This is a genomic window from Pseudomonas sp. S35, assembly GCF_009866765.1.
In the GTDB taxonomy this organism is placed as follows: domain Bacteria; phylum Pseudomonadota; class Gammaproteobacteria; order Pseudomonadales; family Pseudomonadaceae; genus Aquipseudomonas.
In genome coordinates, this window is sequence record NZ_CP019431.1 from 3,376,140 (window position 1) to 3,398,517 (window position 22,378).

The 22,378-nt window shown below is 61.7% G+C and carries 24 protein-coding genes and 1 tRNA gene; 13 read left to right on the forward strand and 12 right to left on the reverse strand.

Annotated features, from left to right (window positions below):
* Nucleotides 1-6: 6 nt before the first annotated feature.
* Entirely contained in the window at nt 7-360 is a 354-nt protein-coding gene (locus PspS35_RS14960; RefSeq protein ID WP_159935523.1) for a lipoprotein, read from the reverse strand.
* A 164-nt stretch (nt 361-524) separates the two neighbouring features.
* Between PspS35_RS14960 and PspS35_RS14965 the strand changes: the two genes are divergently transcribed.
* Nucleotides 525-740: a hypothetical protein gene (locus tag PspS35_RS14965; RefSeq protein WP_159935524.1), complete on the forward strand. Its 216-nt coding sequence runs from the start codon at nt 525-527 to the stop codon at nt 738-740.
* A 153-nt stretch (nt 741-893) separates the two neighbouring features.
* Here PspS35_RS14965 and PspS35_RS14970 read toward each other — a convergent pair whose 3' ends face one another.
* The 3 genes from PspS35_RS14970 to PspS35_RS14980 all read right to left on the reverse strand — a co-directional run bounded on the left by PspS35_RS14970 (nt 894) and on the right by PspS35_RS14980 (nt 2,184).
* On the reverse strand, nt 894-1,205 hold the full coding sequence (locus PspS35_RS14970; protein ID WP_159935525.1) for an AzlD domain-containing protein: 312 nt from the start codon (nt 1,203-1,205) through the stop codon (nt 894-896).
* On the reverse strand, nt 1,202-1,897 hold the full coding sequence (locus PspS35_RS14975; protein WP_159935526.1) for an AzlC family ABC transporter permease: 696 nt from the start codon (nt 1,895-1,897) through the stop codon (nt 1,202-1,204). The genes PspS35_RS14970 and PspS35_RS14975 overlap by 4 nt, the downstream gene beginning before the upstream one ends.
* 71 nt (nt 1,898-1,968) lie before the next feature.
* Nucleotides 1,969-2,184 (reverse strand): hypothetical protein, encoded by a 216-nt coding sequence (locus PspS35_RS14980; protein WP_003191339.1) that lies wholly within the window; start codon nt 2,182-2,184, stop codon nt 1,969-1,971.
* Nucleotides 2,185-2,361: 177 nt separating this feature from the next.
* Here PspS35_RS14980 and PspS35_RS14985 point away from each other — a divergent pair, with 177 nt between their 5' ends.
* The 8 genes from PspS35_RS14985 to PspS35_RS15020 all read left to right on the forward strand — a co-directional run bounded on the left by PspS35_RS14985 (nt 2,362) and on the right by PspS35_RS15020 (nt 10,378).
* On the forward strand, nt 2,362-2,718 hold the full coding sequence (locus PspS35_RS14985; RefSeq protein ID WP_159935527.1) for a metalloregulator ArsR/SmtB family transcription factor: 357 nt from the start codon (nt 2,362-2,364) through the stop codon (nt 2,716-2,718).
* 19 nt (nt 2,719-2,737) lie between these two features.
* Nucleotides 2,738-4,021 (forward strand): arsenic transporter, encoded by a 1,284-nt coding sequence (locus PspS35_RS14990; RefSeq protein ID WP_159935528.1) that lies wholly within the window; start codon nt 2,738-2,740, stop codon nt 4,019-4,021.
* 93 nt (nt 4,022-4,114) lie between these two features.
* Entirely contained in the window at nt 4,115-4,906 is a 792-nt protein-coding gene (locus tag PspS35_RS14995; protein ID WP_174244814.1) for an AraC family transcriptional regulator, read from the forward strand.
* 74 nt (nt 4,907-4,980) lie between these two features.
* Nucleotides 4,981-5,592: a LysE family transporter gene (locus PspS35_RS15000; RefSeq protein ID WP_159935529.1), complete on the forward strand. Its 612-nt coding sequence runs from the start codon at nt 4,981-4,983 to the stop codon at nt 5,590-5,592.
* A gap of 305 nt (nt 5,593-5,897) precedes the next feature.
* Entirely contained in the window at nt 5,898-6,182 is a 285-nt protein-coding gene (locus PspS35_RS15005; RefSeq protein ID WP_159935530.1) for a hypothetical protein, read from the forward strand.
* Nucleotides 6,183-6,416: 234 nt separating this feature from the next.
* Entirely contained in the window at nt 6,417-9,137 is a 2,721-nt protein-coding gene (gene mgtA / locus PspS35_RS15010) for a magnesium-translocating P-type ATPase (RefSeq protein WP_159935531.1), read from the forward strand.
* 65 nt (nt 9,138-9,202) lie between these two features.
* Nucleotides 9,203-9,550 carry a DUF2493 domain-containing protein gene (locus PspS35_RS15015; RefSeq protein WP_159935532.1) on the forward strand — a complete coding sequence of 116 codons (348 nt, stop codon included), beginning with the start codon at nt 9,203-9,205 and terminating at the stop codon, nt 9,548-9,550.
* 18 nt (nt 9,551-9,568) lie between these two features.
* Nucleotides 9,569-10,378, forward strand: a complete 810-nt coding sequence (locus PspS35_RS15020; RefSeq protein WP_159935533.1) for a hypothetical protein — start codon at nt 9,569-9,571, stop codon at nt 10,376-10,378.
* On the opposite strand, the gene PspS35_RS15025 is transcribed toward PspS35_RS15020, so the two are convergent.
* Nucleotides 10,375-11,067 (reverse strand): tellurite resistance TerB family protein, encoded by a 693-nt coding sequence (locus PspS35_RS15025; protein WP_159935534.1) that lies wholly within the window; start codon nt 11,065-11,067, stop codon nt 10,375-10,377. The genes PspS35_RS15020 and PspS35_RS15025 overlap by 4 nt on opposite strands.
* A gap of 106 nt (nt 11,068-11,173) precedes the next feature.
* On the opposite strand from PspS35_RS15025, the gene PspS35_RS15030 reads away from it, so the two are divergent.
* From PspS35_RS15030 to PspS35_RS15045, 4 genes are all read left to right on the forward strand, one after another.
* Nucleotides 11,174-11,701, forward strand: coding sequence for a DinB family protein (locus PspS35_RS15030; RefSeq protein ID WP_159935535.1), 528 nt, complete (start codon nt 11,174-11,176; stop codon nt 11,699-11,701).
* 183 nt (nt 11,702-11,884) lie between these two features.
* Nucleotides 11,885-12,166, forward strand: a complete 282-nt coding sequence (locus tag PspS35_RS15035; protein WP_159935536.1) for a hypothetical protein — start codon at nt 11,885-11,887, stop codon at nt 12,164-12,166.
* Nucleotides 12,167-12,443: 277 nt separating this feature from the next.
* Nucleotides 12,444-12,530, forward strand: a tRNA-Leu gene (locus PspS35_RS15040).
* Nucleotides 12,531-13,050: 520 nt separating this feature from the next.
* Entirely contained in the window at nt 13,051-14,196 is a 1,146-nt protein-coding gene (locus tag PspS35_RS15045) for a pectate lyase (RefSeq protein ID WP_159935537.1), read from the forward strand.
* 63 nt (nt 14,197-14,259) lie between these two features.
* Here the strand turns inward: PspS35_RS15045 and gspF are convergent, their stop codons facing one another.
* Genes gspF through gspG form a run of 7 tightly spaced genes read right to left on the reverse strand, consistent with a single transcriptional unit; the run spans nt 14,260 to nt 22,349 of the window.
* Entirely contained in the window at nt 14,260-15,468 is a 1,209-nt protein-coding gene (gene gspF / locus PspS35_RS15050) for a type II secretion system inner membrane protein GspF (protein ID WP_159935538.1), read from the reverse strand.
* Nucleotides 15,468-16,886: a type II secretion system ATPase GspE gene (gspE, locus tag PspS35_RS15055; protein WP_159935539.1), complete on the reverse strand. Its 1,419-nt coding sequence runs from the start codon at nt 16,884-16,886 to the stop codon at nt 15,468-15,470. Before gspE ends, gspF begins: the two co-directional genes overlap by 1 nt.
* Complete coding sequence (gene gspD, locus PspS35_RS15060; RefSeq protein WP_159935540.1) at nt 16,883-19,222, reverse strand: type II secretion system secretin GspD; 2,340 nt, start codon at nt 19,220-19,222, stop codon at nt 16,883-16,885. The genes gspE and gspD overlap by 4 nt, the downstream gene beginning before the upstream one ends.
* Entirely contained in the window at nt 19,219-19,764 is a 546-nt protein-coding gene (gspM, locus tag PspS35_RS15065) for a type II secretion system protein GspM (RefSeq protein WP_159935541.1), read from the reverse strand. Before gspM ends, gspD begins: the two co-directional genes overlap by 4 nt.
* On the reverse strand, nt 19,757-20,929 hold the full coding sequence (gene gspL / locus PspS35_RS15070; protein ID WP_159935542.1) for a type II secretion system protein GspL: 1,173 nt from the start codon (nt 20,927-20,929) through the stop codon (nt 19,757-19,759). Before gspL ends, gspM begins: the two co-directional genes overlap by 8 nt.
* Nucleotides 20,926-21,891, reverse strand: coding sequence for a type II secretion system minor pseudopilin GspK (gspK, locus tag PspS35_RS15075; RefSeq protein ID WP_159935543.1), 966 nt, complete (start codon nt 21,889-21,891; stop codon nt 20,926-20,928). Before gspK ends, gspL begins: the two co-directional genes overlap by 4 nt.
* A gap of 8 nt (nt 21,892-21,899) precedes the next feature.
* On the reverse strand, nt 21,900-22,349 hold the full coding sequence (gene gspG, locus PspS35_RS15080) for a type II secretion system major pseudopilin GspG (protein ID WP_159935544.1): 450 nt from the start codon (nt 22,347-22,349) through the stop codon (nt 21,900-21,902).
* Nucleotides 22,350-22,378 lie beyond the last annotated feature (29 nt).

Here is a 22,378-nt window from a genome sequence, read left to right on the forward strand (position 1 = left end):
AATGGATTACAGACACGTCGCGAGTGCTGCCAAACGGCGTTTGGCGGGCATGGTGTCCTGGGCAGCATAGTATTTGACGGTAGCGCCGGCACCGGCGCTCTGTACGTCGACGAAGTAATCGCCACCCGTGGTGTAGACGGTGAAACCGCCCGCGCCGTTCGGTTCCTTGAAACCGCCGGCATCCACGCCAAACACGCTTTCATCCTGCCAGCCAAACTGGATGCATTCGGCAACCACCAGCGTGGCTTTGTCGGACGCCAAGGTCTTGTAGGGGTTGCCTGCGCGCGCGTCCTTCATCTTCGATCCTGCGCATCCGGCCAGTGCTGCCAGTGCCAGTGCGCCAATTACCACTTTGCGCATATCATCGCTTCCTTGGAAAAAAACGCGACTCTACCACTCGCCGGCGTCGCGCAGAACGTAATACGTGGCCAAAGAGCGGGTAGCGCTCGCAACAGTCATGGCATTATGATGCCGCCGTTGGCCTCACTGAGGAGGCCACGGGATATTCTCTACAAGGAAGCGTCATGAAAGATTTCGTCATCAGCGTCAATAACTACGTTCTCTACATTGCACTGGGCTTCGTCTGGCTCATCGGTCTGGTGTCGATGTTCAGCGCAAGTTTTCTGTCGGGCCTGGCGGTCCTGATCGGCGGCACACTGACGTGGTGCATCGTTTCCGGCTTCTGGTTTGTCCAGTCGGCCACCTATGAAGAACTGCGCAAGCTCAACGCCAAGGGCTGATATGGAACAGCGACCCCACTGGGGTCGTTTTGCTGTCAGTCAGATGAATTTAGTTTCACGGTGAAGGGAGAACGTGCCGCCTATAGTGGCCAGGCTCATTGTTTGAAGTCTCCCTTCTGCCCGCCCTCCCGCGGGCTTTTTTTCGCCTGGACTTCAGAGCCACCAGCGAAACAGATAGAACATCGCCATGCTCAGCAGCACAGTGATCAGTACGTTGCGCGTCCAGAACATCAACGCGACCGCACCAATGCCGGCGAGCAAATACGGGTTGGCCGGGCTCAGGTTGAGCCGGTGATCGGCAAGGAAAATAATCGGCCCGCAAATCGCCGTTAGCATGCCAGGCACCGCAAAACCGAGAAACTCCCGCGCCCCACGGTTGAGGCGCACCGGCAGGCGCGGCTCGATAAACAGGTAACGGTTGAGAAACACCACCAGGCCCATGGCCACAATCATCACGTAAATCATCGCTGCCCGACTCCCAGCCGTTTGCAGGCAAACCCTGCGCTCATGCCCAGCACGCCGGACGCCACCACGGCCGACTCCCAGTGCAGGAAGCTCAACCACACCGAAAACAACAGCGACACCGCCACGCAGACCACCGTGGGTACGTCGCGCACCACTGGGGTGATCAACGCAATAAAGGTCGCGGCAATGGAAAATTCCAGGCCCAGTTGATCGAGACCGGGAATGCTTTTGCCCAGCACAATGCCGGCGAGGGTGAAGAGGTTCCAGGCAATGTAAAACGTCAGGCCCACACCCAAGGCGTACCAGCGGTTAAAGGTCTGGCGGTCGTAGTGGCTGACCAAGGCGAAGAACTCGTCCGTCAACAGAAAGCCCAGGCTCATGCGCCAACGCGTCTTGAGCGGTGAAAGAATCGGGCGCAGGTGCATGCCGTACAGCAAGTGCTGCGACGTCAGTAGCAAGGTTGTGAGGATGATGGAGATCAGGCTGGCACCGCTCTTGACCATGCCGATGGCGACCAGTTGCGCCGCGCCAGCAAACACAATGGCGGACAACCCCTGGGCTTGCAGCGGGGTGAATTGCGCATCGATGGCCATGGAGCCGGCGAGCAGCCCCCACGGCGCGCAGGCCAGGGACAAGGGAATAACGGCAATGGCGCCGCGAGCGAAGGCGTAATGAGGTAAGGCAGTGGGCATGGAAACGGCTCATCGACAGACAGTCGACAAGCATGCCAGTGCAGTACACAGCTTGTCTTGAACGATCTTGCTCAGGCGAGCTTCACTGACACCTGCTCCACCGAATCGCGCGCCTCGCGCAACTCGTAGGCGTCTTGGTTAAGGCGGTGAATAGTATTGAGCAGACGCTGGCGCAGCACTTCATCACCAAGCTTTTCCACGGCGCGCATCAGATCGAACGCGGCGGTTTCATTATTTTCCGCGACGGAATCCAGGGTCTTGCGCAGGTTGCGAGTGGCACGGGTCACGCGGTTTCTTCCTTCATCAGCAATGGGCAGGCACTTTAGGACATCCGTGTTTCAGTTTAATTTCAATCACTTGTGGTCAAACCACGGGGGATTGATCCATATCAATCGAAACAGCGTCTGACCTGAATATATGGAAATACGTATATTCGTATAACCCTATATAAAAAGGCCTTGGCCATGTTGGACCCCCTCTCCCCGCCCGCCGTGTTCAAATGCCTGGCCGATCCCACCCGTGCACGCCTGACGCTGTTGATCCTGCGTGAAGGCGAACTTTGCGTGTGCGAATTGATCCATGCTCTGGACGACAGCCAGCCAAAAATCTCCCGCCACTTGGCGCAATTGCGCAGTGGCGGGTTGCTGCTGGATCGTCGCCAAGGGCAATGGATTTACTACCGCATCAATCCAGCACTGCCCGACTGGGTTACGCACGTTCTGGACATCACCCTGCAAGCCAATCAGCCATGGTTGCAACAGGACGCTTTGCGCCTGCGTGCAATGGGCGACCGACCACAACGGGCCAGCACCTGCTGCTGAACCCTCGGAGCTTTCACTCATGCTTGTCGCGATTGCTATTTTTATCGTCACCATTGTCCTGGTCATCTGGCAGCCCAGGGGCCTCGGTGTGGGCTGGAGCGCTACCTTGGGCGCAATCCTGGCACTGGCCTGTGGCGCCGTCAGCCTGGCCGATATCCCGGTGGTATGGCAGATCATCTGGAACGCCACGGGTACATTTGTCGCGTTGATCATCATCAGCCTGCTGCTGGATGAGGCCGGGTTCTTCGCCTGGACCGCCCTGCATGTTGCGCGCTGGGGGCGCGGGCGGGGCCGCCGGCTGTTTGCCTACATGGTGCTGCTGGGTGCGTTGGTTTCGGCGCTGTTCGCCAACGACGGCGCGGCCCTGATCCTGACGCCGATCGTCATGTCGATGCTGCTGGCGCTGCGCTTTTCCCCGACGGCCACCTTGGCGTTCGTCATGGGGGCGGGTTTTATCGCTGACACGGCCAGCCTGCCGCTGGTGGTGTCGAACCTGGTGAATATCGTCTCGGCGGACTACTTCAACATCGGCTTTAACGAATACGCCGCAGTGATGGTGCCGGTCAACGTTGTGAGCGTCGCGGCAACCCTGGCGATGCTGCTGTGGTTCTTCCTCCGGGATATCCCGCAGGCCTACGACCCGGCCGACCTGGCCGACCCCGCCAGTGCGATCCACGACCGCGCCACCTTCCGTGCCGGCTGGTGGGTGCTGGGCATCCTGCTGCTCGGCTGCTTTGCTCTGGAACCGCTGGGCATTCCCATCAGTGCGATTTCTGCCGCGTGTGCCCTGCTGTTGCTGGTGATCGCCGCCAAAGGCCACAAGATCTCCACGCGCAAGGTGCTCAAAGACGCGCCGTGGCAGATCGTGATCTTTTCCCTGGGCATGTACCTGGTTGTCTACGGCTTGCGTAACGCTGGCCTTACCACCTACCTGGCAACCTGGCTCGATACCTTCGCTACCTACGGCGTGTGGGGCGCTGCAATAGGCACCGGTGTGCTGACGGCGTTGCTGTCGTCGGCCATGAACAACCTGCCGACCGTATTGATCGGCGCGCTGTCGATCGAGTCCAGTCATGCCGTAGGCGTGATCAAGGACGCGATGATCTACGCCAATGTGATCGGCAGTGACCTGGGCCCGAAAATCACCCCCATCGGCAGCCTGGCCACCTTGCTTTGGCTGCATATCCTGGCGCGCAAAGGCATCACCATCACCTGGGGTTACTATTTCAAGGTCGGCATCGTACTGACGTTGCCGGTCCTGCTGATCACCCTTGCCGCCCTGGCCTTGCGCCTGAGTGTCTGACGCAGAGCCAATGCCCCATCTGGGTCAATCAACGGTCGATCTGCCCCTCACTGCCGGCGTATGCTCCTGCCAATCCCTTAACGAGCTTGCACGATGAGCACCATGCAACACGCCTGGCTGGGCAGTTACGAAGTCAGCAGCACCACCTGCACCGGCCTGAGCTTTGCCCGCCACAGCCATGACGAATGCGTGATCGGCGTGAATGTGATCGGCGAGGAGAAGGTCTGGCTGGACCGCCGCGAGTTCGAAGCTGGGCCGGGCAGCATTACCCTGTACAACCCCGGGCAGATTCAAGGCGGCGGTGCTGCGCATGGCGCGCCCTGGCAGTTCGTCAGCCTCTATGTCACCGCGGACCAATTGGCAGCGGACTTGGGCTTGGCACACGTGGAGTTTGATCGCTCACTGTGCGTTCAACCGGTGCTCGCGCAACAACTGGCGGCGGCGGTGGCAGGCGTGTTGAGCGCAGATGCGCTGGTCCGTGGATTGAATGAGGACGCCTTGGTGGCGTTGCTCGGCGAAGTGGTTGCCGTGAGCGGGGTGCGCCTGCCCGGCAGCACAGCAATAGGCCGAGGCCTGGTCAGGCAGGCCCAGGAGTTGTTGGCCGCACACCTGCATCAATCCCTGCCCCTGGATCAGCTTGGCACTGAGTTGGGGTTGTCCAAGTTCCACTTGCTACGCGCCTTCCAGAAGGAAACCGGGCTCAGCCCTCGGCAATGGGCCATGCAACTGCGCACCCGCCGCGCCAAAGGCTTGTTGCGCACCGGTGTGGCAGCCTCTGAGGTCGCCCATGACTTGGGCTTCGCCGACCAGAGCCATCTCAACCGACATTTTCGCGCGGCCTACGGCATGACGCCTGGCAGCTACCAACGTGTCCTGAAACGCTGACCTGCGCAATCTGGTCCAAGACAACCGCCCTATCGCGCCTCACACTGCCCGCCATCATTTGAAGGAAGCAGGGCATGTTGACGATCTTTTTCTACGCGCTGGTATTCGGATTTGTGTTTTGCCTTTCCCCCGGCGCGGTCCTGGCCGAGACCCTGCGTCGTGGCTTGCTTCACGGTTTCACGCCGGCCCTGTTGGTGCAGGTCGGCTCGCTGGTGGGTGATGCAGTCTGGGCAGTGATCGGCCTGACCGGCATCGCCCTGCTGATCCAGCATGACGCCGTTCGCGTGCCCCTCACGGTGGTCTGTGCGCTTTACCTGGCCTGGCTTGGCGTGCGCAGCTTGATTGACGCCTGGCACCTGCCCCAGGCTTGCGACGCACCGGCCAGCTCTGGGCAAAGTGCATTGGCGGTGGGCGCTGCGATCTCCCTGGCCAACCCGAAGAACATCGTTTACTGGGGCGCGCTGGGGAGTGCCTTGTCCGGCATCGTGGGCGCCACGCCCAGCCATGGGCAGACGCTGATGTTTTTTGCCGGGTTTATGTTGGCGTCGGTGCTGTCGTGCTTTCTGATTGCCGCCCTGGTCAACCTGTTGCGCAAGAATGCATCGCCGTTGTGGCAACGCGTTAGTTACGGTGCCTGCGGGGTCGTATTGATTTATCTCGCAATCCTCGCCGCTCAAGGTATATGAAGTTATATACGTCGCAACTTGCCTGAACAACGTCTGAATATTGGGCAATTTAACCAACTGCGCATTGACATTTTTCAATCAGCTCAGTAGATTGCCCCTGCCCGCAACTGGGGCCTTTTTTAAACCTCACAAAAGAAGCCAATGGACACAGTATCTAGTCGCTGTCCGAGCACCGTGTTTACGTGCGTCGGGCGCCAAACCCAGAATATGACAGGACTCGCTTCCCCGGTCCGGTAAGCTGCGCTAGAGCTTGATGCTCCACCGTAACTGCCTCACCGGATGCCTGTCCGGTCCCGAGGTGTGTTATGACCTTCCCAACCTTTGTTTTTCGAGATGTACAGATGCTGGCCGCAGCCCTGCGCGCCAAGCTGTGCCGCGCCCCCGCGGGCTTTTCAGTTGCCCGCCCGACCTACGTTGCACCCTCCCCTCAAGTGCGCCCGCTGGCCCATTGGCGCATCTGCCCGGCCACGGGCCAGTTGGTGCAGCACTGGGACCACGCTGACCCTCAAGACCCGCAGAGACCGATGGTTTCCAGCCTGGCACACGCCGGCCTGATGCTCGGGTTTTACCTGAGCACTCGCGCCGCCTGAGCCCGCTGTAAACAGCAACTTCCCGATTAATACCCTGGAGTTCGTTATGAACTTATCCAGTTGTAGCCCGCTGCGCGCACGTTAATTAAAGCGCTGTTAGCGGGCCCTGTAAAAGTTATGTGAACCCCTATTTAAACCGATCGCGTAGTCCGCGGCTCGGCATGCTTTCGCTCGCCTGTAGTCAGGTAAGTACCGGGTATGTTTTGTCGAGAATTGGCGACAGGAGTACAGACAATGAGCGCCGTAAAAAACACCCCACTGAGCAAGAAAAAGGGCACCGACACCGGCACCGATACCAAGCTGTCGATGCGTGCTGCCCGCGAAGCCCAAAATGGTCTGTCGGCCACCTTGGCCAACGTCCGTGCCACCCGCGAGGGCCTTACAGAACTGGACGCCTCTGCTCGCCTGCAACGGGAAGGCTACAACGAAGTGGCCCATGACAAGCCGCCCCACGCCCTCGTGCAGTTCCTGCAGGCATTGCACAACCCCTTCATCTACGTGCTGCTGACCCTGGGCGCCATCAGCTTCTTCACCGATTGCTGGTTGCCAATGCAGGAAGGCGAAGACGCAGATCCGACCAAAGTCATCATCATCATGACCATGGTGTTGCTCAGCAGCCTGCTGCGGTTCTGGCAGGAGCACCGTTCGGCCAAGTCCGCCGAAGCCCTCAAAGCCATGGTGCGCACCACGGCGACCGTGCTGCGCCGCGAGCAGGTCGGCAGCCAGCCGAACTTGCGCGAAGTGCCGATGCGCGACCTGGTGGCCGGCGATATCGTGCAGCTGTCGGCCGGCGACATGATCCCGGCCGATATCCGCCTGATCGAGTCCCGCGACCTCTTCATCAGCCAGGCCGTGCTCACCGGCGAAGCCTTGCCGGTGGAAAAGTACGACACCCTCGGCGACGTCACGCAAAAATCCGCCAACCCGGTGGCCGTTGACCCAGGCAATCTGCTGGACTTGCCCAACATCTGCTTCATGGGCACCAACGTTGTCAGCGGCCGGGCCACGGCGGTGGTGGTCGCTACCGGGCCGCGCACCTACTTTGGCTCCCTGGCCAAGGCGATTGTCGGGTCGCGGGTGCAAACCGCATTCGACCGCGGAGTGAACAGTGTCAGCTGGTTGCTGATCCGCTTCATGCTGGTGATGGTACCGATCGTGTTCTTCATCAACGGCTTCTCCAAGGGCGACTGGGGCGACGCATTCCTGTTTGCCTTGGCGGTAGCTGTGGGCCTCACTCCAGAAATGCTGCCGATGATCGTCAGCGCCAACCTGGCCAAGGGCGCCACCGCTATGGCCAAGCGCAAAGTGGTGGTCAAGCGCCTCAATGCGATCCAGAACTTCGGCTCCATGGACGTGCTGTGCACCGACAAGACCGGCACCCTGACCCAGGACAAAATTATCCTCGAACATCACGTCAACGCCTTCGGCCAGCGTGATGAGGCCGTGCTGTCCCTGGCCTGGCTGAACAGCTTCCACCAGAGCGGCATGAAAAACCTGATGGATCAGGCCGTGGTGCAGTTCTCCGAGCAGAACCCGAAGTTCAACGTGCCATTTGCCTACAGCAAGGTCGATGAATTGCCCTTCGACTTTGTGCGCCGCCGCCTGTCGATCGTGGTCAAGGACGCCGCCGACGAGCATTTGCTGGTGTGCAAAGGCGCCGTGGAAGAGATGTTGAGCATCTGCACCCATGTGTTGGAAGCCGGCGCCGCCGTGCCGCTGGATAAACCTCGCCGCGAAGCTTTGCTGGCGATTGCCAACGACTACAACGAGGACGGTTTTCGCGTACTCGCGGTAGCGACCCGCAACATTCCCAAGGCGTTGGCGCGCCAGCAGTACACCACTGCCGATGAGCGCAACCTGGTCATCCACGGGTTCCTGACGTTCCTGGACCCACCGAAGGAAACGGCCGGCCCGGCGATTGCCGCACTACAAGAAATCGGCGTAGCGATCAAAGTGCTCACCGGCGACAACGCCGTGGTCACCAGCACGATCTGCCGCCAGGTCGGCCTGGAACCGGGCCAGCCGTTGCTTGGCGTGGAAATCGAATTGATGGACGACGCCACATTGGCGCGCCGCGTGGAAGAACGCACGGTGTTTGCCAAGCTGACGCCGCTGCAGAAGTCACGTGTGCTCAAAGCCCTGCAAGCCAATGGCCACACGGTGGGTTTCCTCGGTGACGGCATCAACGATGCACCGGCACTGCGCGATGCCGACGTAGGTATTTCGGTAGACAGTGGCACCGACATCGCCAAGGAATCGGCTGACATCATCTTGCTGGAAAAGAGCCTGATGGTGCTGGAAGAAGGCGTGCTCAAGGGTCGTGAAACCTTCGGCAATATCATGAAGTACCTGAACATGACCGCCAGTTCCAACTTCGGCAACGTGTTTTCGGTGCTGGTGGCCAGTGCGTTCATCCCGTTCATGCCAATGCTCGCGATCCACTTGCTGCTGCAAAACCTGATGTACGACATCTCCCAACTGGCCTTGCCGTGGGACAAAATGGACAAGGAATACCTGGCCAAACCACGCAAGTGGGACGCGAAGAACATCGGCCGCTTCATGCTGTGGATCGGGCCGACCTCGTCGATCTTCGACATCACCACCTTTGCGCTGATGTGGTACGTGTTTGCCGCCAACAGTGTGGAAATGCAGACCCTGTTCCAATCCGGCTGGTTTATCGAGGGCCTGCTCTCGCAAACCCTGGTGGTGCATATGCTGCGCACCCGCAAGATCCCGTTTTTCCAGAGCACGGCCGCGTGGCCGGTGCTGATGATGACCTGCGTGGTGATCGTGTTGGGGATCTACGTGCCGTTCTCGCCACTGGGCACCCTGGTGGGCCTGCAACCGTTGCCGCTGGCGTACTTCCCGTGGCTGGTGGGCACCTTGCTCAGCTACTGCTGCGTGGCGCAACTGATGAAAACGATCTACATCCGCCGCTTCAAGCAGTGGTACTGATCACTCCCGCCGTTTAAACGGTGGCTGTCGCCCGACCGTCACCGTGCATCACGAGGACTCTGACTATGCGCATCCTGATCTGTGCAGGTCGTCATTACGCCGACACCCAAAAGTCCCGCCAAGTGCTGGACGCTTACCACCGCCTGCGCCCGGTGCAGGTTTTGATCCACGGCGGCAACCAGTTCCTGGGCAGCGTCATTGAAGAATGGGCGCGGGAGTTGGGCATCGATGTGGTGCGCTACCCACCCAACTGGCAACGCCATGGCAAGCAGGCCGAGCGCCAGCGCAACCATTTCATGCTGACCGACAGCCGCCCCGATGTGGTCATCGCCCTACCAGGTGGCGAGGACACTTCAGAGCTGGTGTGCCAGGCCAGCGCCAGCGGCATTTCGGTGCTGACCGTAGAAAGCTGAACTCATGCGAGGTGCATCATGCACAACAATCACACCCCGAAGCGCCCGGACGGGTTTGCCAAATACCGTGCGCGTCACTACCGCAGTGCGCACCACAGCCTGTTGCTGTTGCCGCCGGCCAAACGCCGTGCGTTGCGGCGCAACCTGATCTTCATCGGCGTGACCCTGGGCGCGGTGTTGCTCATCGCCCTGATATCCAAGGCCAATGCGGCCGGCGGCAGTTATGTGGTCGATGACGGTGCGATCAATGCGCCGGGCGCATGCAATGTCGACGCTTGGTACAGCGCCAATCGCCACGATGGCGGCAGCCACCGCGAAACCGTGTCACCGGCGTGCACATTCAGCGCGCTGCCCAGCGTGCAATGGGGCGCGGCGCTGTCACGTGCCGGCGGTGAAACCCAACTCAGCCCACAGCTCAAGGCGCAGTTGTTGTCACGCGGGGACCTGGGCCTGGAGATGGCAATTTCGGCGGGCGCGCACGTTGCCCAAGACCGAAGACACGCCTATGACGGCGCGGATTTGAACATGCCGTTGACGTGGCAACCGCTGGCCCCCCTGCGACTGAGCCTGAACGCCGGCTGGACCCACGCCTACAACGACGGTGACGATACGTACCACCTGACCTGGGGCGCTGGGTTCGAGTACCAGGTGGCGCACTCGCTGACGCTGGTCGCCGAGCGCTATGGCCAGTCAGGTGGCGACCAGGCTTGGCAGGCCGGGCCTCGCGTTCACGTTGGCGAGTGGGTCGACGTAGACCTGGTGGTCGGGCGCAGCCTGATCGGCGAACGCGCCCAGTGGCTGACCACCGGGGCTACGGTGAGGTTCTAGGCCTTGGCCTGTTGTTCCAGGTGCAACTGCAATTGCGGGTCGATTTGCAGTTGCCCTGCCAAGTCATCCAGGTAATTACGTTCGGCGTCCTGCTGATCGTCCACCACCATCACGCTGGCCAGGTACACCTCGGCGGCCAGCGCCGGGTCAGTTGCGAATTCGGCAAAGTCCGTCGCATCCAAGGGCTTGGCCACTTCGGCGTCGAGCCACTGTTGCAGTTGCGGGTCATCGGTATGCTTGCCCAGTTCGGCAGCGATCATTTGCTGTTCCTTTTCATCGATTCGCCCATCAGCCTTGGCGGCTGCAATCAACGCGCGCAACACTGCATGGCTATGGGCTTCGACTGCGCAGCCTTCCAGCTGGTCCGCCGTCTGAAACGCTTGCTGTGGCGTGGTTGCCTGCTGCCGTTGCCACGCCTGGTAAGCCTGGAACGCCATCATCCCCAACGATGCCAGCGCCGCGTAATTCATCCCACCCGTACGTCCTTGGGCAGGCCGTGTGGCTGCCCCGCCACCGAGCATGCCACCCAGCCCGCCCAACAACCCACCCAGCCCGCCACCGGCCGAGGCATTGCCGGTGCTGGTGCCTTTGAGCAACCCGCCGAGCAGGCCACCCAGGCCGCCGCCCGAAGAGGCACCGCCGGGTTGTCCGGCGCGCAGCAGTTGTTCCAGTAAATCACTGGTGTTCATGGTGTCACCCTCCGCAGCGTAGTATTGACGTTAAACAACCATAGCCCCCCGCTGCCGGAACACCATGACCGCCCAGCGGGGGTGCAGCTAGCGAGGCTTTTAACACGTGAACCGGACCGCACAGATCACGCTGATGGCGACCTATAACCAGTGGATGAACCGCAAGGTCTACGATGCCGCCGCCACGCTGTCCGACGCCGACCTGCATGCGGATCGCCGTGGGTTCTTCGGCTCTATCTTCGGCACGCTGAACCATCTGGCACTAGGCGACACGGTGTGGCTCAAGCGCTTTTCCCTGCTCCCGGCCAATACTGGGGCGCTGGCCCCCCTCGACAGCATCGCCATGCCATGCGACCTCAAGCAATTGGCCTTTCGCGACCTGGACGAACTGACGTCACGCCGCGTCTGGCTGGACCAGTTGATCATCGAGTGGGCCAACACCCTGCGCGAGCCCGACCTCGACCAGCGCCTGCACTACCACAACATGCGTGGCGTAGCCGCCGACAAGCCGTTTTTCAGCCTGCTGCTGCACTTCTTCAACCACCAGAGCCACCACCGAGGCCAAGTCACCACCTTATTGACCCAGGCGGGCGTTGACGTCGGTGACACTGACCTTCTGGCACTGATCGACTGAGCTCAGCGCAGGAGCCGGGCAACGCAGCGCCTGGGACTGGGGTTGAACAGGCCCACAAACAAAACCGAACGCTGCAATGTCCCTGCGGTCGTAAAACTAGGTGCGGGGATTTGCACTGCCCGCCCTCTGCGCGCGCACCGTGGGTCTACCGATGCACGCACCCCATAAGAAGGAGACGCTTTCATGGTCATTCACTTCAAGGTTGCCGGGCATTTGGCTTGCGGCCACCACGGTACTAACCTCCCCTCCAGCGCCGAACTGAATCGCGTCAAATGCCGCACCTGCCGCAATACCGATGCCTATAAAGAAGCGCGCCGCAACCAGCGTAATGCTGCTCGCCGAGCCTCACGCAAAGCCCGATCCCACACCGCCAGCGACTGGCGCAGCGCGTGGACCCAACGCCTCACCGAACTGCCCGGTTTGCAACGTTTGCCACGCGGCTTCAGCGGGCAGCCTTTCGTATAGACCCACTACGCAAAAGCCCCGGCCGAACCGGGGCTGCTTCACACGCAACCTGGCGTGAAGCATTTACGCCCTACGCTGCAAACGCATCCATGCATCAGAGTCGTTCAAAAATACTACCCAAGGCCTGGAAAGACCCTCGAAGCTCCTATCAATCCCCTTGTAGATCACTGATCTACCAAGCTTTTTAATCCAGCCTCAGTCACAATAAAGCCGCCTCGCGGCCTTGCGCCCAGACGCTTGGATCTATATATTCCCAACCCTGCTTCACCGCGCTACCGCCCGAATGGCGAAACTGGTAGACGCATGGGACTTAAAATCCCCCGCTCGTAAGGGCGTCCCGGTTCGATTCCGGGTTCGGGCACCATAGATATCAAGGGCTTGCATGATGAACTTCATGCAGGCTCTTATCTTTTGCGCTCCGCAATTTTAGACCCTGCACCGCAATTTACATCTCCCCGGCGTCCTGCCGACCGAACACAATCCCTCATTGACGCATCGAATCGTAACTGCGCTCACATGCCAGGCCGGCTACTACTTGGTCAGCGGCGCACTGGGCCTGGGCGAACTGCGCAGCCGGGATCGTTTTGACGCCGCTGGAGCAACAAATCACCAATGTCATGCGTTGGCTGGAAGGGGAAGCCTCGACACTTGCCCCTCTGACAGAGATGTCAGACTAATGCCGCGCGCACCGGGTTAAACGCTCGATTTGCGAACAAACCCACATCACGGCGCATTCAGTTGTACGACAACGAAACAACACATGATAGTATTTCTCATGCAGCGGACGTTCGATTCGCTGCATCGATGACACGGACGTCCGCTCGAGAAACGCGCCACAGGTGCGCGCGTTTAAACACTCAAGTTAATCAAGGATCTGATTATTCATGACAAAGCGATCAACCTTCACCGCGTGCAAACTGGCCACGGCCATCTTCGGCTCCCTCGTGCTTGGCAGCCTGCCGGCACACGCTGCGGACATTTGGCTGGATTCGGCGACGACCGGCTGGGCGACTCAGAACGGTGGCACCAAGGGCGGTTCCAAGGCAGCGGCGGCTAACATCTACACGGTAAAAAACGCTGCCGAGTTGAAAACCGCACTCAGCGCTTCTGTGGGAACCAACGGACGCATCATCAAGATCACCGGCGTGATCGACGTCAGCGAAGGCAAGACTTATACGACGACTGCTGATATGAAGAAGCGTGGTCGCCTGGATATCCCCGGCAAGACCACCATCGTCGGCACCAGCAGCACCGCCGAAATCCGCGAAGGTTTTTTCTACGCCAAAGAAAACGACGTGATCATTCGCAACCTGACCATCGAGAACCCTTGGGACCCAGAGCCGATCTGGGATGCCGACGACGGCAAGGAAGGTAACTGGAACTCTGAATACGATGGCCTCACCATCGAAGGCGCCAACAACGTGTGGGTCGACCATGTCACCTTCACCGACGGTCGCCGCACCGATGCGCAGAACGGCACCGCCAACGGCCGCCCGAAACAGCATCACGACGGCGCGCTGGACGTGAAAAACGGCGCCAACTACGTGACCATCTCGTACACCGCGTTCAAATCCCACGAGAAGAACAACCTGATCGGTTCGAGCGACAGCCGCACCACCGATGATGGCAAGCTCAAGGTGACGATCCATAACTCCCTGTTCGAGAACATCTCGGCCCGCGCCCCGCGAGTGCGCTTCGGCCAAGTGCACCTGTACAACAACTACCACGTGGGCAGCACCAGCGATAAGGTCTACCCGTTCTCGTACGCCCATGGCGTCGGCAAGAGCTCGAAGATCTTCTCCGAGAAAAACGCATTCGAGATCAGTGGCATCAGCGGCTGCGACAAAATTGCCGGCGACTACGGTGGCAGCGTGTACCGCGACACCGGCTCGACCCTCAATGGCAGCGCGCTGACCTGCTCCTCCTGGACCTCGAGCATCGGCTGGACTCCGCCTTACAGCTACACGCCGCTGGCGGCAGACAAAGTCGCTGCGGACGTCAAGGCCAAGGCCGGTGCCGGCAAGCTCTGACTGAGCGGGTGCACCGCGTAATGAAAAGCCCTCGGTGACGAGGGCTTTTTTGTGTGCCTGTGGCTACTGCACCAACTGGTTGATCTCGATGATCGGCAACAGCACCGCCATCACAATCACCAGCACTACCGCGCCCATCACCACAATCATCAGAGGCTCCAGCAGCGCCGTCATGCCCATGGCGCGGCGCTCGATATCGCGTGATAACGTCTGCGCCGCCCGCTCCAGCATCGGCGGCAGCGAGCCGGTTTTTTCACCGCTGGCGATCAGGTGGATCAGCACCGGCGGGAACACGTTTTCCACGCGCAACGCAGCGGCGAGGTTGACGCCTTCGCGCACCTTTGCCGTGGCGTCACTCACGCTCAGGCTCAAGCGATCATTGGACAGGGTTTGCCGCGCCGCTTCCAGGGCACGCAACAGCGGCACCCCGGCGCCGCCCAGAATTGCCAGGGTCGAGGCAAACCGCGCCGTGTTCAGGCCCAGCACAAAACGCCCGATCAGCGGCAGGCGCAGCACACGGCTGTGCCAGCTCAACCGAGCGACAGGGTTGCGCAGGTAGAGGCGCCAGCCCCAGAAGCCGCCGACAATGCCGACAAAACACAGCCAACCCCAGGCGCGGATAAAGTCGCTGGCGTTGAGCATCGCCAGGGTCAGCCCCGGCAGGTCCTGGCGCGCCTGGGAAAACGCACTGACCACCTGCGGCACCACATAACTGAGCAGGAAGATCACGATCGCAATCGACACCAACCCGACCACGCCTGGGTAGATAAACGCAGTGAGGATCTTGCTGCGCAGGTTGTTGCGTTCTTCGATGTAGTCGGCCAAACGTTCCATGACGTGGGCAAGGTCGCCGGACTCTTCACCGGCGGCAATCAAGGCGCGGTAGATCGCCGGGAAATCCCGTGGCCGTGTCGCCAGGGCCTGGGCCAGGCGCATACCACCGCGGACATCGGCGCGTATCGCGCTCAAGGTCTGGGCGATGTGCTTTTTTTCCGCCTGCTCTACCGTGGCGCTCAACGCTGCTTCCAGCGGCAGGCTGGCACCCAGCAGGCTCGCCAGTTGCCGTGTCGCCCAAGCGAGGTCGTTGTCGGAGAACCTGGCACTGAACAATGCACCACCGCCGGCAGGCACAGGGTTTTCGAGCTGCACCGAGAGCGCGGTGAGCCCACGGCTGCGCAACACGCTGAACGCGGCGCGCTGGCTGTCGGCTTCAATATGCCCGGACTCAAGTTTGCCGGTGGCATCAGCCGCTTCGAAACGGTAGCGATTCATCAGGCGTCCCGTGTCACACGCAAGATTTCTTCCGGCGCCGTGGCCCCTGCGCGCACCCAACGCTCACCGTCCTCGCGCAGGCTGAACATGCCCGCTTCGCGAGCCGCTGCGCGCAGGGCCTGCTCACCTGCACCCTGGTGGATCAACGCGCGAATCTCATCGTCGATACAGAACAATTCATGGATTCCGGTGCGGCCGCTGTAGCCGGTGTGGTTACAGGCTGCGCAGCCAAGCGGACGCCACGTGCCAGGGCTGGCCGGGTCTTCCTGCTTGCAGTGGCTGCACAGGCGCCGTACCAGCCGTTGCGCCAGTACGCCGAGCATCGAAGACGCCAACAGGAATGGCTCCACGCCCATGTCGATCAAGCGGTTGACCGCCGATACCGCGTCATTGGTGTGCAGGGTAGCCAGTACCAGGTGCCCGGTGAGCGAAGCCTGCACCGCGATCTGCGCGGTTTCAAGATCGCGTATTTCGCCGATCATGATGATGTCCGGGTCTTGGCGCAGGATCGCCCGCAGGGCCAGGGCGAAGGTCATGTCGATCTTGGCGTTGACCTGGATCTGGCTGATGCCCGGCAGGTCGTATTCCACCGGGTCTTCAACGGTGAGGATATTGCTGGTGCTGGCGTCCAGCCGTGCGAGGGCGGCATAGAGGCTGGTGGTCTTGCCGCTGCCGGTTGGGCCGGTGACCAGCACAATGCCGTGGGGCTGGCGGATCAGTTCGTCCAGCTTGGCCAGCACCAACGCATCCATCCCCAGGGTTTCGAGTTGCAGGCGCCCGGCCTGTTTGTCGAGCAAGCGCATCACCACCCGTTCGCCGTGGCCGGTGGGCACCGTGGAGACGCGGATGTCGATCGGCCGCCCCGCCACGCGCAACGCAATGCGGCCGTCCTGGGGCAGGCGTTTTTCCGCGATGTCCAGTTGCGCCATGATCTTGATCCGCGACACCAGCGCCGCGTGCAGGGCCTTGCGCGGCGAGACCACGTCACGCAGGGTGCCATCGACCCGGTAGCGCACCACAGAATGGCTTTCATACGGTTCGATATGAATATCGCTGGCCTCGTCACGCGCCGCCTGGGTGAGCAGCGCGTTGATCATGCGGATCACCGGCGCGCCGTCCTGAGTATCGAGCAGGTCGGTGATTTCCGGGATGTCCTGCATCAAGCGGTCAAGGTCGACTTCGTTTTCCGCCGCGCCCACCACAGCCGCCGCGCTGCCGGTATCGGCATAAGCGGCGGCGAGCAAGCCGTCAAGTTCCTCGTCGCGTACCTGCTCAAGCCGCGCCGGGCCAAACTGGCGGCGCGCTTCGCTGATCGCCCAGCCGGGCGTCGACGGGCACACTGTCAGCACTGCGCCCTCCTCGCTGCTGCGCAGCAGGATACGCTGCGCCTTGGCCCAGGCGTAAGGCAACGTACTCATTGAAGCGGCACTGCGCGAATCGTCGCACGGGGTTGCCCGCTGGCCGGCAACGCTGGCACCCCCACGGCCGCTGCCGGGACTTGTGGCGCCTGCATGTCCGGCATCGCCCAACTGCGCTCCGGTTGCAGCGCGCCCTGGGCGCGGCGTATGAAGTCGTAGCGGTTGAGGGTAATCTCCCGCCCAGCAGCGCTGTCCCGGATGATATAGGGCCGCAGGAACACCATCAGGTTGGTCTTGGTGGTGGTGCGGCGCTCGTTGCGAAACAGCGCACCCAGCCCAGGAATACTTGAGAGCCACGGCACCGCCTCGTTGCTCTGGCTGTAACCGTCCTGCAGCAGGCCGCCGAGCACCATGATCTGCCCGTCATCGAGCAGGATGCTGGTGTCGATCGCACGCTTGTTGGTGACTACGCCCGCCGACGTCGCGCTGCTGGAGGCGCGCTCATCGATGCTGCTGACTTCCTGGTAGATGTCGAGCTTGACCGTACCGCCTTCGGAGATCTGCGGCCGAACATTGAGTTTGAGCCCCACCTCTTCACGCGTCACCGTCTGGAACGGGTTGTTGCTGGTGCCACCGCCACCGGTCACGTAGCTGCCGCTGACAAACGGAATGGTCTGGCCGACAAAAATGCTCGCGGCTTCGTTGTCCAGGGTCAGCAGGTTCGGCGTTGACAGCACGTTGCTGCCGCCCTTGCTCTTGAGCGCACGGGCCAGCACCTTGAGGTCCATGACATTGCCGATACCGGGGATGTTCACCGTGCCGCTGAGGTAGCCCACGCTCAGCCCGCCTGGGAGCGCGTCGATACTGCTCAGGCCGCCGGTCTTCAACCCGCTGCCGCCCAGATTGGCGCCGCCGATCACGCCCTTGCCCGCCAGGTCACCGCTTTGCCATTGCACGCCAAACTCGTTGGCATCGTCCTCGCCGACCTCAACGATCAGGCTCTCGATCACCACCTGTGCACGGCGCTGATCGAGCATATCGATGACTTCCCGCAGGTTGCGGTACAGCGGCTCGGGTGCAGAAATCAGCAAGGTATTCGTGGTGGCGTCCGCCTGGATCGTTACGCCCCCGGCGCTGAAAGCGACACTTTTGTCCGCCGTCTGCGCATCGGCCTGGCTGCTCGAATTGCCGCTGCCCTGCCCGTAGTCCGTGCTGGCGCCGGTGCTTGACGGCTGGCTGGTACTGCTTTGACCGCTCTGCCCGCCACTGGTGTTGCCGCCCATCGCGCTCAACACCGAACGCCCGGTATCACCCGTGCCGCTGTCGCTTTCACCGGTGAGCAAACCGCGCAGCGCCTGAGCCAGCTTGGCCGCCTGGGCGTTGCGCAGGTACACCACGTGCAGGTTGCTCGGATTGCTCTGGGCGTTGTCGAGTTTGTACACCAGGTTGCGCGCAAGTTCAGTGCGCTCGGGGCTGCCGGTACGGATGATGATCGCGTTGGAGCGCGGGTCGCCTACCACCGAAATCTTCTGGGTTGCGTCGCTGCCCGGCTGTTCCAGCAACTGCGAGACCATTCCCGCGATATCCACCGCAATGCCGTTCTGGACCTGCACCACGTCGGTGTCGATGGCACTCGGCGTGTCGATACTGTCGATCAGTTGCGCCACACGCGCCAGGTTGTCGGCGTAGTCGGTAATGACCAGGGTGTTGTTGCCGGGGTAAGCGTTGATCGGGTTGTTCGGCGAGACAATCGGGCGCAGTACCGGGATCAGGTTCACCGCGTTTTCATAGTGCAGGCGAAACGTGCGCGTGAGCATGCCATTCGCAGCCGGCCGGTCGGCACTGTAGATCGGCCCGCCGAGCAACTTGGCATCGGCCTCCGGCACCACATGCGCCACGCCACCCACGTCGACCACGCTGAACCCCTGCATGCGCAGCGCTGCCAGTAACATGTCGTAGGCCTGGTGCGCCGGTACTTCGCCTTCGGACACCAGGGTCAGGTTGCCAGTCACGCGTGGGTCGACCAGAAACTGTCGGCGAGTGGCGCGGGACAACCCGCGCACCACGGCTTGAATGTCGGCATCGACGAAATTCAGGCTCACCGGTTGGCTGCCCAACGGTGTGCTCAGCCCTGCACTGGCAGCACTTGCGCCGCCCCTGCGTACTGGGTTGACGAGGGTGTGCTGTGGCCGCGCTTGCCGCGCGATCTGCGTCTGGGTGCGTTGGCGCTCCAGCAATACATCGCCGCTGCGCGGGGGACTGGCCAGGGGTTGGCCGAGTTCACTGTCGACCAACAGCGGTGGCGGGTTGGGCGTCGTTTGTGTGCTGCACGCGCCGAGTGCCAATAACAGGAACGGCACGGCATTGCGTGCATAGTTGGAACCTGACCACTTCATGAAGCTTCCTTAGCGCCAAGCGCCTGATCCATGCGGACGGTTCCCGACAGAGTGCCTGCCGTATCATCGGCCTTGGCGTCGTTTGCACGCTGCAAACGAGCCTCGACCACTTCCAGAGAAAACTGCCTTGGGTTGCTCACCAACCAGCCGATGACTGCATCGGCCGGCGCGGCGTCGAACGTCAGCTGCCAGCCGTTATCCAGTGGCTTCAGTTGGTAACGTGCGGCCAGCCCGTGCGTATCCAGGCTCTGGCGCAAGGCCGGTTCAAGCGGCTGGCCGGCGTGCGGTATCGGCACCTCGCGCAGCAAGCGTTCAAGTGCCTGGGTTTGCGCGCGAAGCTTTGGGGTTTCAGCCTGCCAGTAGTCGATTTTTTTCAGCGGCGGCTGGATCAGCACCAGCCAGCTCAACAGCCCGCCGAGCAGCAGTGCGGTGCCCGCGACCAGGCGTTTCTCACGCAATGACAGGCCGCGCCAGAACACCCGTGCACGCGCGTTGAAATACTGCCATTGGCCACGCCAGAGAATCAGGGACTGCTTATTCATCATCGACTACAACACTGGAACCAGGTTCGCGGGATTCGGTCTCGGCCAGACGCAGGCGCCAGCCGGTCGGGGTGGCGTCTGCGGCGAGGCCGGTCTGGGCCAGCGCGGCTTGCCAGGCATTATCGGCGCTGTTTCGAGGTACATCGGCGGGCAAGCTCAATTGCAACTCACCGTTCTCAAATATCAGGCCCTGCACGCTGCCCACCATAGACGGCATCGCATTGGCAGCGTGCAGTACCAGGCTGGCAAAACGCTGGGACGCATCGGTGCTGACCGGGTGCTGCCGGGCGCTTACTTGCTGACGCGCTTGCTGCAGTGGATTGAGGATCACCGGCAACTCGGGAAAGGCCTGCTTGACTCGCTGGCTCATCTGCAGCTTGAGTTGCTGGCCTTCACTGGCCTGGCGCGCAGCGTAAAGGTTCAGGCCCAGCAGCCACACGCCAATCGCCAATGCACAACAGGCCAGCGCCCCGCCCCAACCGGCAGGCGGCCCCGACGCCTTGCCGACACCGCCGTGCAATCCCCACGCAGGCAAAGAAGCAGACCAGCGCTGCTGCGCAGGGTGTAGCTCATGCACTGCGGCGGGGGCGTCGTCACCGAACCAGGCCAAGCGGCTGCCGCTGGCTGCCAGCGCGTCCAGGTTCGCCTGAACCTGCGGTTCGACCGCGCCTTGATCTGGGCCGTGGCGCAGCAGCAAATACCCCTCCAGCACACAGGCATTGATGTGCCCGGCAGCCGGCACCGGCAGGCCATAAGGCGCGGGGTAGAGACCCCGCAACTTTAACCGGTGCTGGCTCAACATCTCACCCAAACGCTGCAGCACTACCGTCGGCAACCAACTGAGAAACACCCGTCCATCGGCATCGCGGGGGCTGTGAGTGACATGCATCTGTTCGCTGCGGCCGAGGATCAGCGCCTGCGCGGCACACCTCACCGCCGCCTGGATTTTCGCAGCCGACAGCGGCGGCAATTGCAAATGCGTGAGGACGCTGTCCGCGGGATGAAGAAAGCACTCCACGGCCTGCGGTTGAGCCGCCTGCCCCAGAATCGCCAGCGTGCTGACGCCGGTGTGGCTGACGCGACCGGTACGGTCCAGGTGTGCGAACGCAAGTTCGGTGTCCGGCGTGAGGCTGTCCAGCGGCGGCAAGGCAATGCGCAGACTCATACCCCCAACCTCGACCAGATTACCCGGGGCATGTCGCTCTCCGAGCGATACAGCAAGGCGTCCAAGCTGACCCGGCGCTTGTCGCGGCGGGCCTGGCCGTGGAGCAGAAACCACTCGCTGGTGATGCCAACGTCAAGATCGTCGACGCTCAATTGTGGCGCACGCAGGCGATTGAGAAAGTCGCCACGGTTGATAAACCACTGGCCCCGATCACGCTCTGCGACCAACACCTGCGCCTGGGTCAGCGATAACCCTGGCACCACCGCGGCCAATACCTCGGCGCTGGCGGTATTGCTGTTGACCCAGGTACTGACCGGGATAACGCTGACGTAGGGTGCCAGGCGCGCCAGCACGCGCTCATTCACACCCTGGATACCGCGCAGGTCGTCGAGGCTGCGCAGCATCGGCCGGGTTGCAGGAACGGGGTTGGCGTTGGCGTCTGGCGACGTCACCCGGCCGCTGTTAAACCGGTTTTGCCCTGGGTTTTGCGCGGGTTCTTGTTGCGGATAAGCGGCAATGACGCGCTGACTGATGCGTTGCGCGACGCCGGCATCGATGCCAAGCATGGCGCACAGCTGCTCAAAACTGCGTAATTGCCTGGCATTGACACGCTCGCCGGCGATCAAGTTGCGCAGGTTGAACTTACCTTGCAGGTCTTCCAGGCGCCCTTCAAAGCTGGCACTCGGCGAGCCGTCCTTGATCGGTTGCGCCCACGGCTGGTCAAGCCGCGTCGGCGCTTCCTTGCGACGCGCATCCCACAGTATTTGCCGACTCAGTTCCAGGCCACCGAGCAATACCGCGCTGCCTTGCAGGCGTGATTGTTCAGCCTCCAGGGAACGGGTAAACACACTCTGGCGGGTGAGCATGCCGGCGGCGATGACTGCCACGAGGGCAGCAATCAGCAAAGCACTGATGATTGCCATGCCGCGCTGTTTCGCCACGTTGAGCGAAGCGTATTTCATGGCGGCGCTTAGAGCTGCCAGGAGCCGATATCGGCGTTCACGCCGTCGCCGTCAGGTTGCCCGTCAGCACCAAGGGAGAAGATGTCGACTTCGCCGTTCGCGCCGGGGTTCAGGTAATGATAAGGGCGACCCCACGGGTCATTGGGCAAGCGCTCCAAGTAGGACCGCCAGTTGCTGCTCTTGGCGTCTGCCGGACGCTCCACCAACACCTTGAGCCCCTGGTTCATGTTCGGGTAGGTGCCGTGGTCGAGGCGATAGAGCTTGAGTGCCTGCATCAGCCCGGCGACATCCTGCCTGGCCGCCGTGGCCCTGGCCTGGTCCGGGCGGTCGAGCACCTTGGGCACGACCATGGCCGCGAGAATCCCGAGAATGACCACCACCACCATGATCTCGATCAGGGTAAACCCCTGCTGACCACGACCACCTGCAGACTGAAATTTGACGCGAGCGACATCCATATCAACCATCCTTGGCGTGTTTGCAATTC

What these genes read in the sequence shown, in the direction of transcription:
- PspS35_RS14960 (WP_159935523.1), bottom strand. Translation starts at nt 360, where the DNA reads ATGCGCAAAGTGGTAATTGGCGCACTGGCACTGGCAGCACTGGCCGGA.
- gspK (WP_159935543.1), bottom strand. Translation starts at nt 21,891, where the DNA reads ATGAAATACGCTTCGCTCAACGTGGCGAAACAGCGCGGCATGGCAATC.
- mgtA (WP_159935531.1), top strand. Translation starts at nt 6,417, where the DNA reads ATGAGCGCCGTAAAAAACACCCCACTGAGCAAGAAAAAGGGCACCGAC.
- PspS35_RS14990 (WP_159935528.1), top strand. Translation starts at nt 2,738, where the DNA reads ATGCTTGTCGCGATTGCTATTTTTATCGTCACCATTGTCCTGGTCATC.
- gspF (WP_159935538.1), bottom strand. Translation starts at nt 15,468, where the DNA reads ATGAATCGCTACCGTTTCGAAGCGGCTGATGCCACCGGCAAACTTGAG.
- PspS35_RS15005 (WP_159935530.1), top strand. Translation starts at nt 5,898, where the DNA reads ATGACCTTCCCAACCTTTGTTTTTCGAGATGTACAGATGCTGGCCGCA.
- PspS35_RS15045 (WP_159935537.1), top strand. Translation starts at nt 13,051, where the DNA reads ATGACAAAGCGATCAACCTTCACCGCGTGCAAACTGGCCACGGCCATC.
- gspG (WP_159935544.1), bottom strand. Translation starts at nt 22,349, where the DNA reads ATGGATGTCGCTCGCGTCAAATTTCAGTCTGCAGGTGGTCGTGGTCAG.
- PspS35_RS15025 (WP_159935534.1), bottom strand. Translation starts at nt 11,067, where the DNA reads ATGAACACCAGTGATTTACTGGAACAACTGCTGCGCGCCGGACAACCC.
- PspS35_RS14965 (WP_159935524.1), top strand. Translation starts at nt 525, where the DNA reads ATGAAAGATTTCGTCATCAGCGTCAATAACTACGTTCTCTACATTGCA.
- PspS35_RS15020 (WP_159935533.1), top strand. Translation starts at nt 9,569, where the DNA reads ATGCACAACAATCACACCCCGAAGCGCCCGGACGGGTTTGCCAAATAC.
- gspE (WP_159935539.1), bottom strand. Translation starts at nt 16,886, where the DNA reads ATGAGTACGTTGCCTTACGCCTGGGCCAAGGCGCAGCGTATCCTGCTG.
- PspS35_RS15035 (WP_159935536.1), top strand. Translation starts at nt 11,885, where the DNA reads ATGGTCATTCACTTCAAGGTTGCCGGGCATTTGGCTTGCGGCCACCAC.
- PspS35_RS14970 (WP_159935525.1), bottom strand. Translation starts at nt 1,205, where the DNA reads ATGATTTACGTGATGATTGTGGCCATGGGCCTGGTGGTGTTTCTCAAC.
- PspS35_RS14985 (WP_159935527.1), top strand. Translation starts at nt 2,362, where the DNA reads ATGTTGGACCCCCTCTCCCCGCCCGCCGTGTTCAAATGCCTGGCCGAT.
- gspL (WP_159935542.1), bottom strand. Translation starts at nt 20,929, where the DNA reads ATGAGTCTGCGCATTGCCTTGCCGCCGCTGGACAGCCTCACGCCGGAC.
- gspM (WP_159935541.1), bottom strand. Translation starts at nt 19,764, where the DNA reads ATGAATAAGCAGTCCCTGATTCTCTGGCGTGGCCAATGGCAGTATTTC.
- gspD (WP_159935540.1), bottom strand. Translation starts at nt 19,222, where the DNA reads ATGAAGTGGTCAGGTTCCAACTATGCACGCAATGCCGTGCCGTTCCTG.
- PspS35_RS15000 (WP_159935529.1), top strand. Translation starts at nt 4,981, where the DNA reads ATGTTGACGATCTTTTTCTACGCGCTGGTATTCGGATTTGTGTTTTGC.
- PspS35_RS15015 (WP_159935532.1), top strand. Translation starts at nt 9,203, where the DNA reads ATGCGCATCCTGATCTGTGCAGGTCGTCATTACGCCGACACCCAAAAG.
- PspS35_RS14975 (WP_159935526.1), bottom strand. Translation starts at nt 1,897, where the DNA reads ATGCCCACTGCCTTACCTCATTACGCCTTCGCTCGCGGCGCCATTGCC.
- PspS35_RS14995 (WP_174244814.1), top strand. Translation starts at nt 4,115, where the DNA reads ATGAGCACCATGCAACACGCCTGGCTGGGCAGTTACGAAGTCAGCAGC.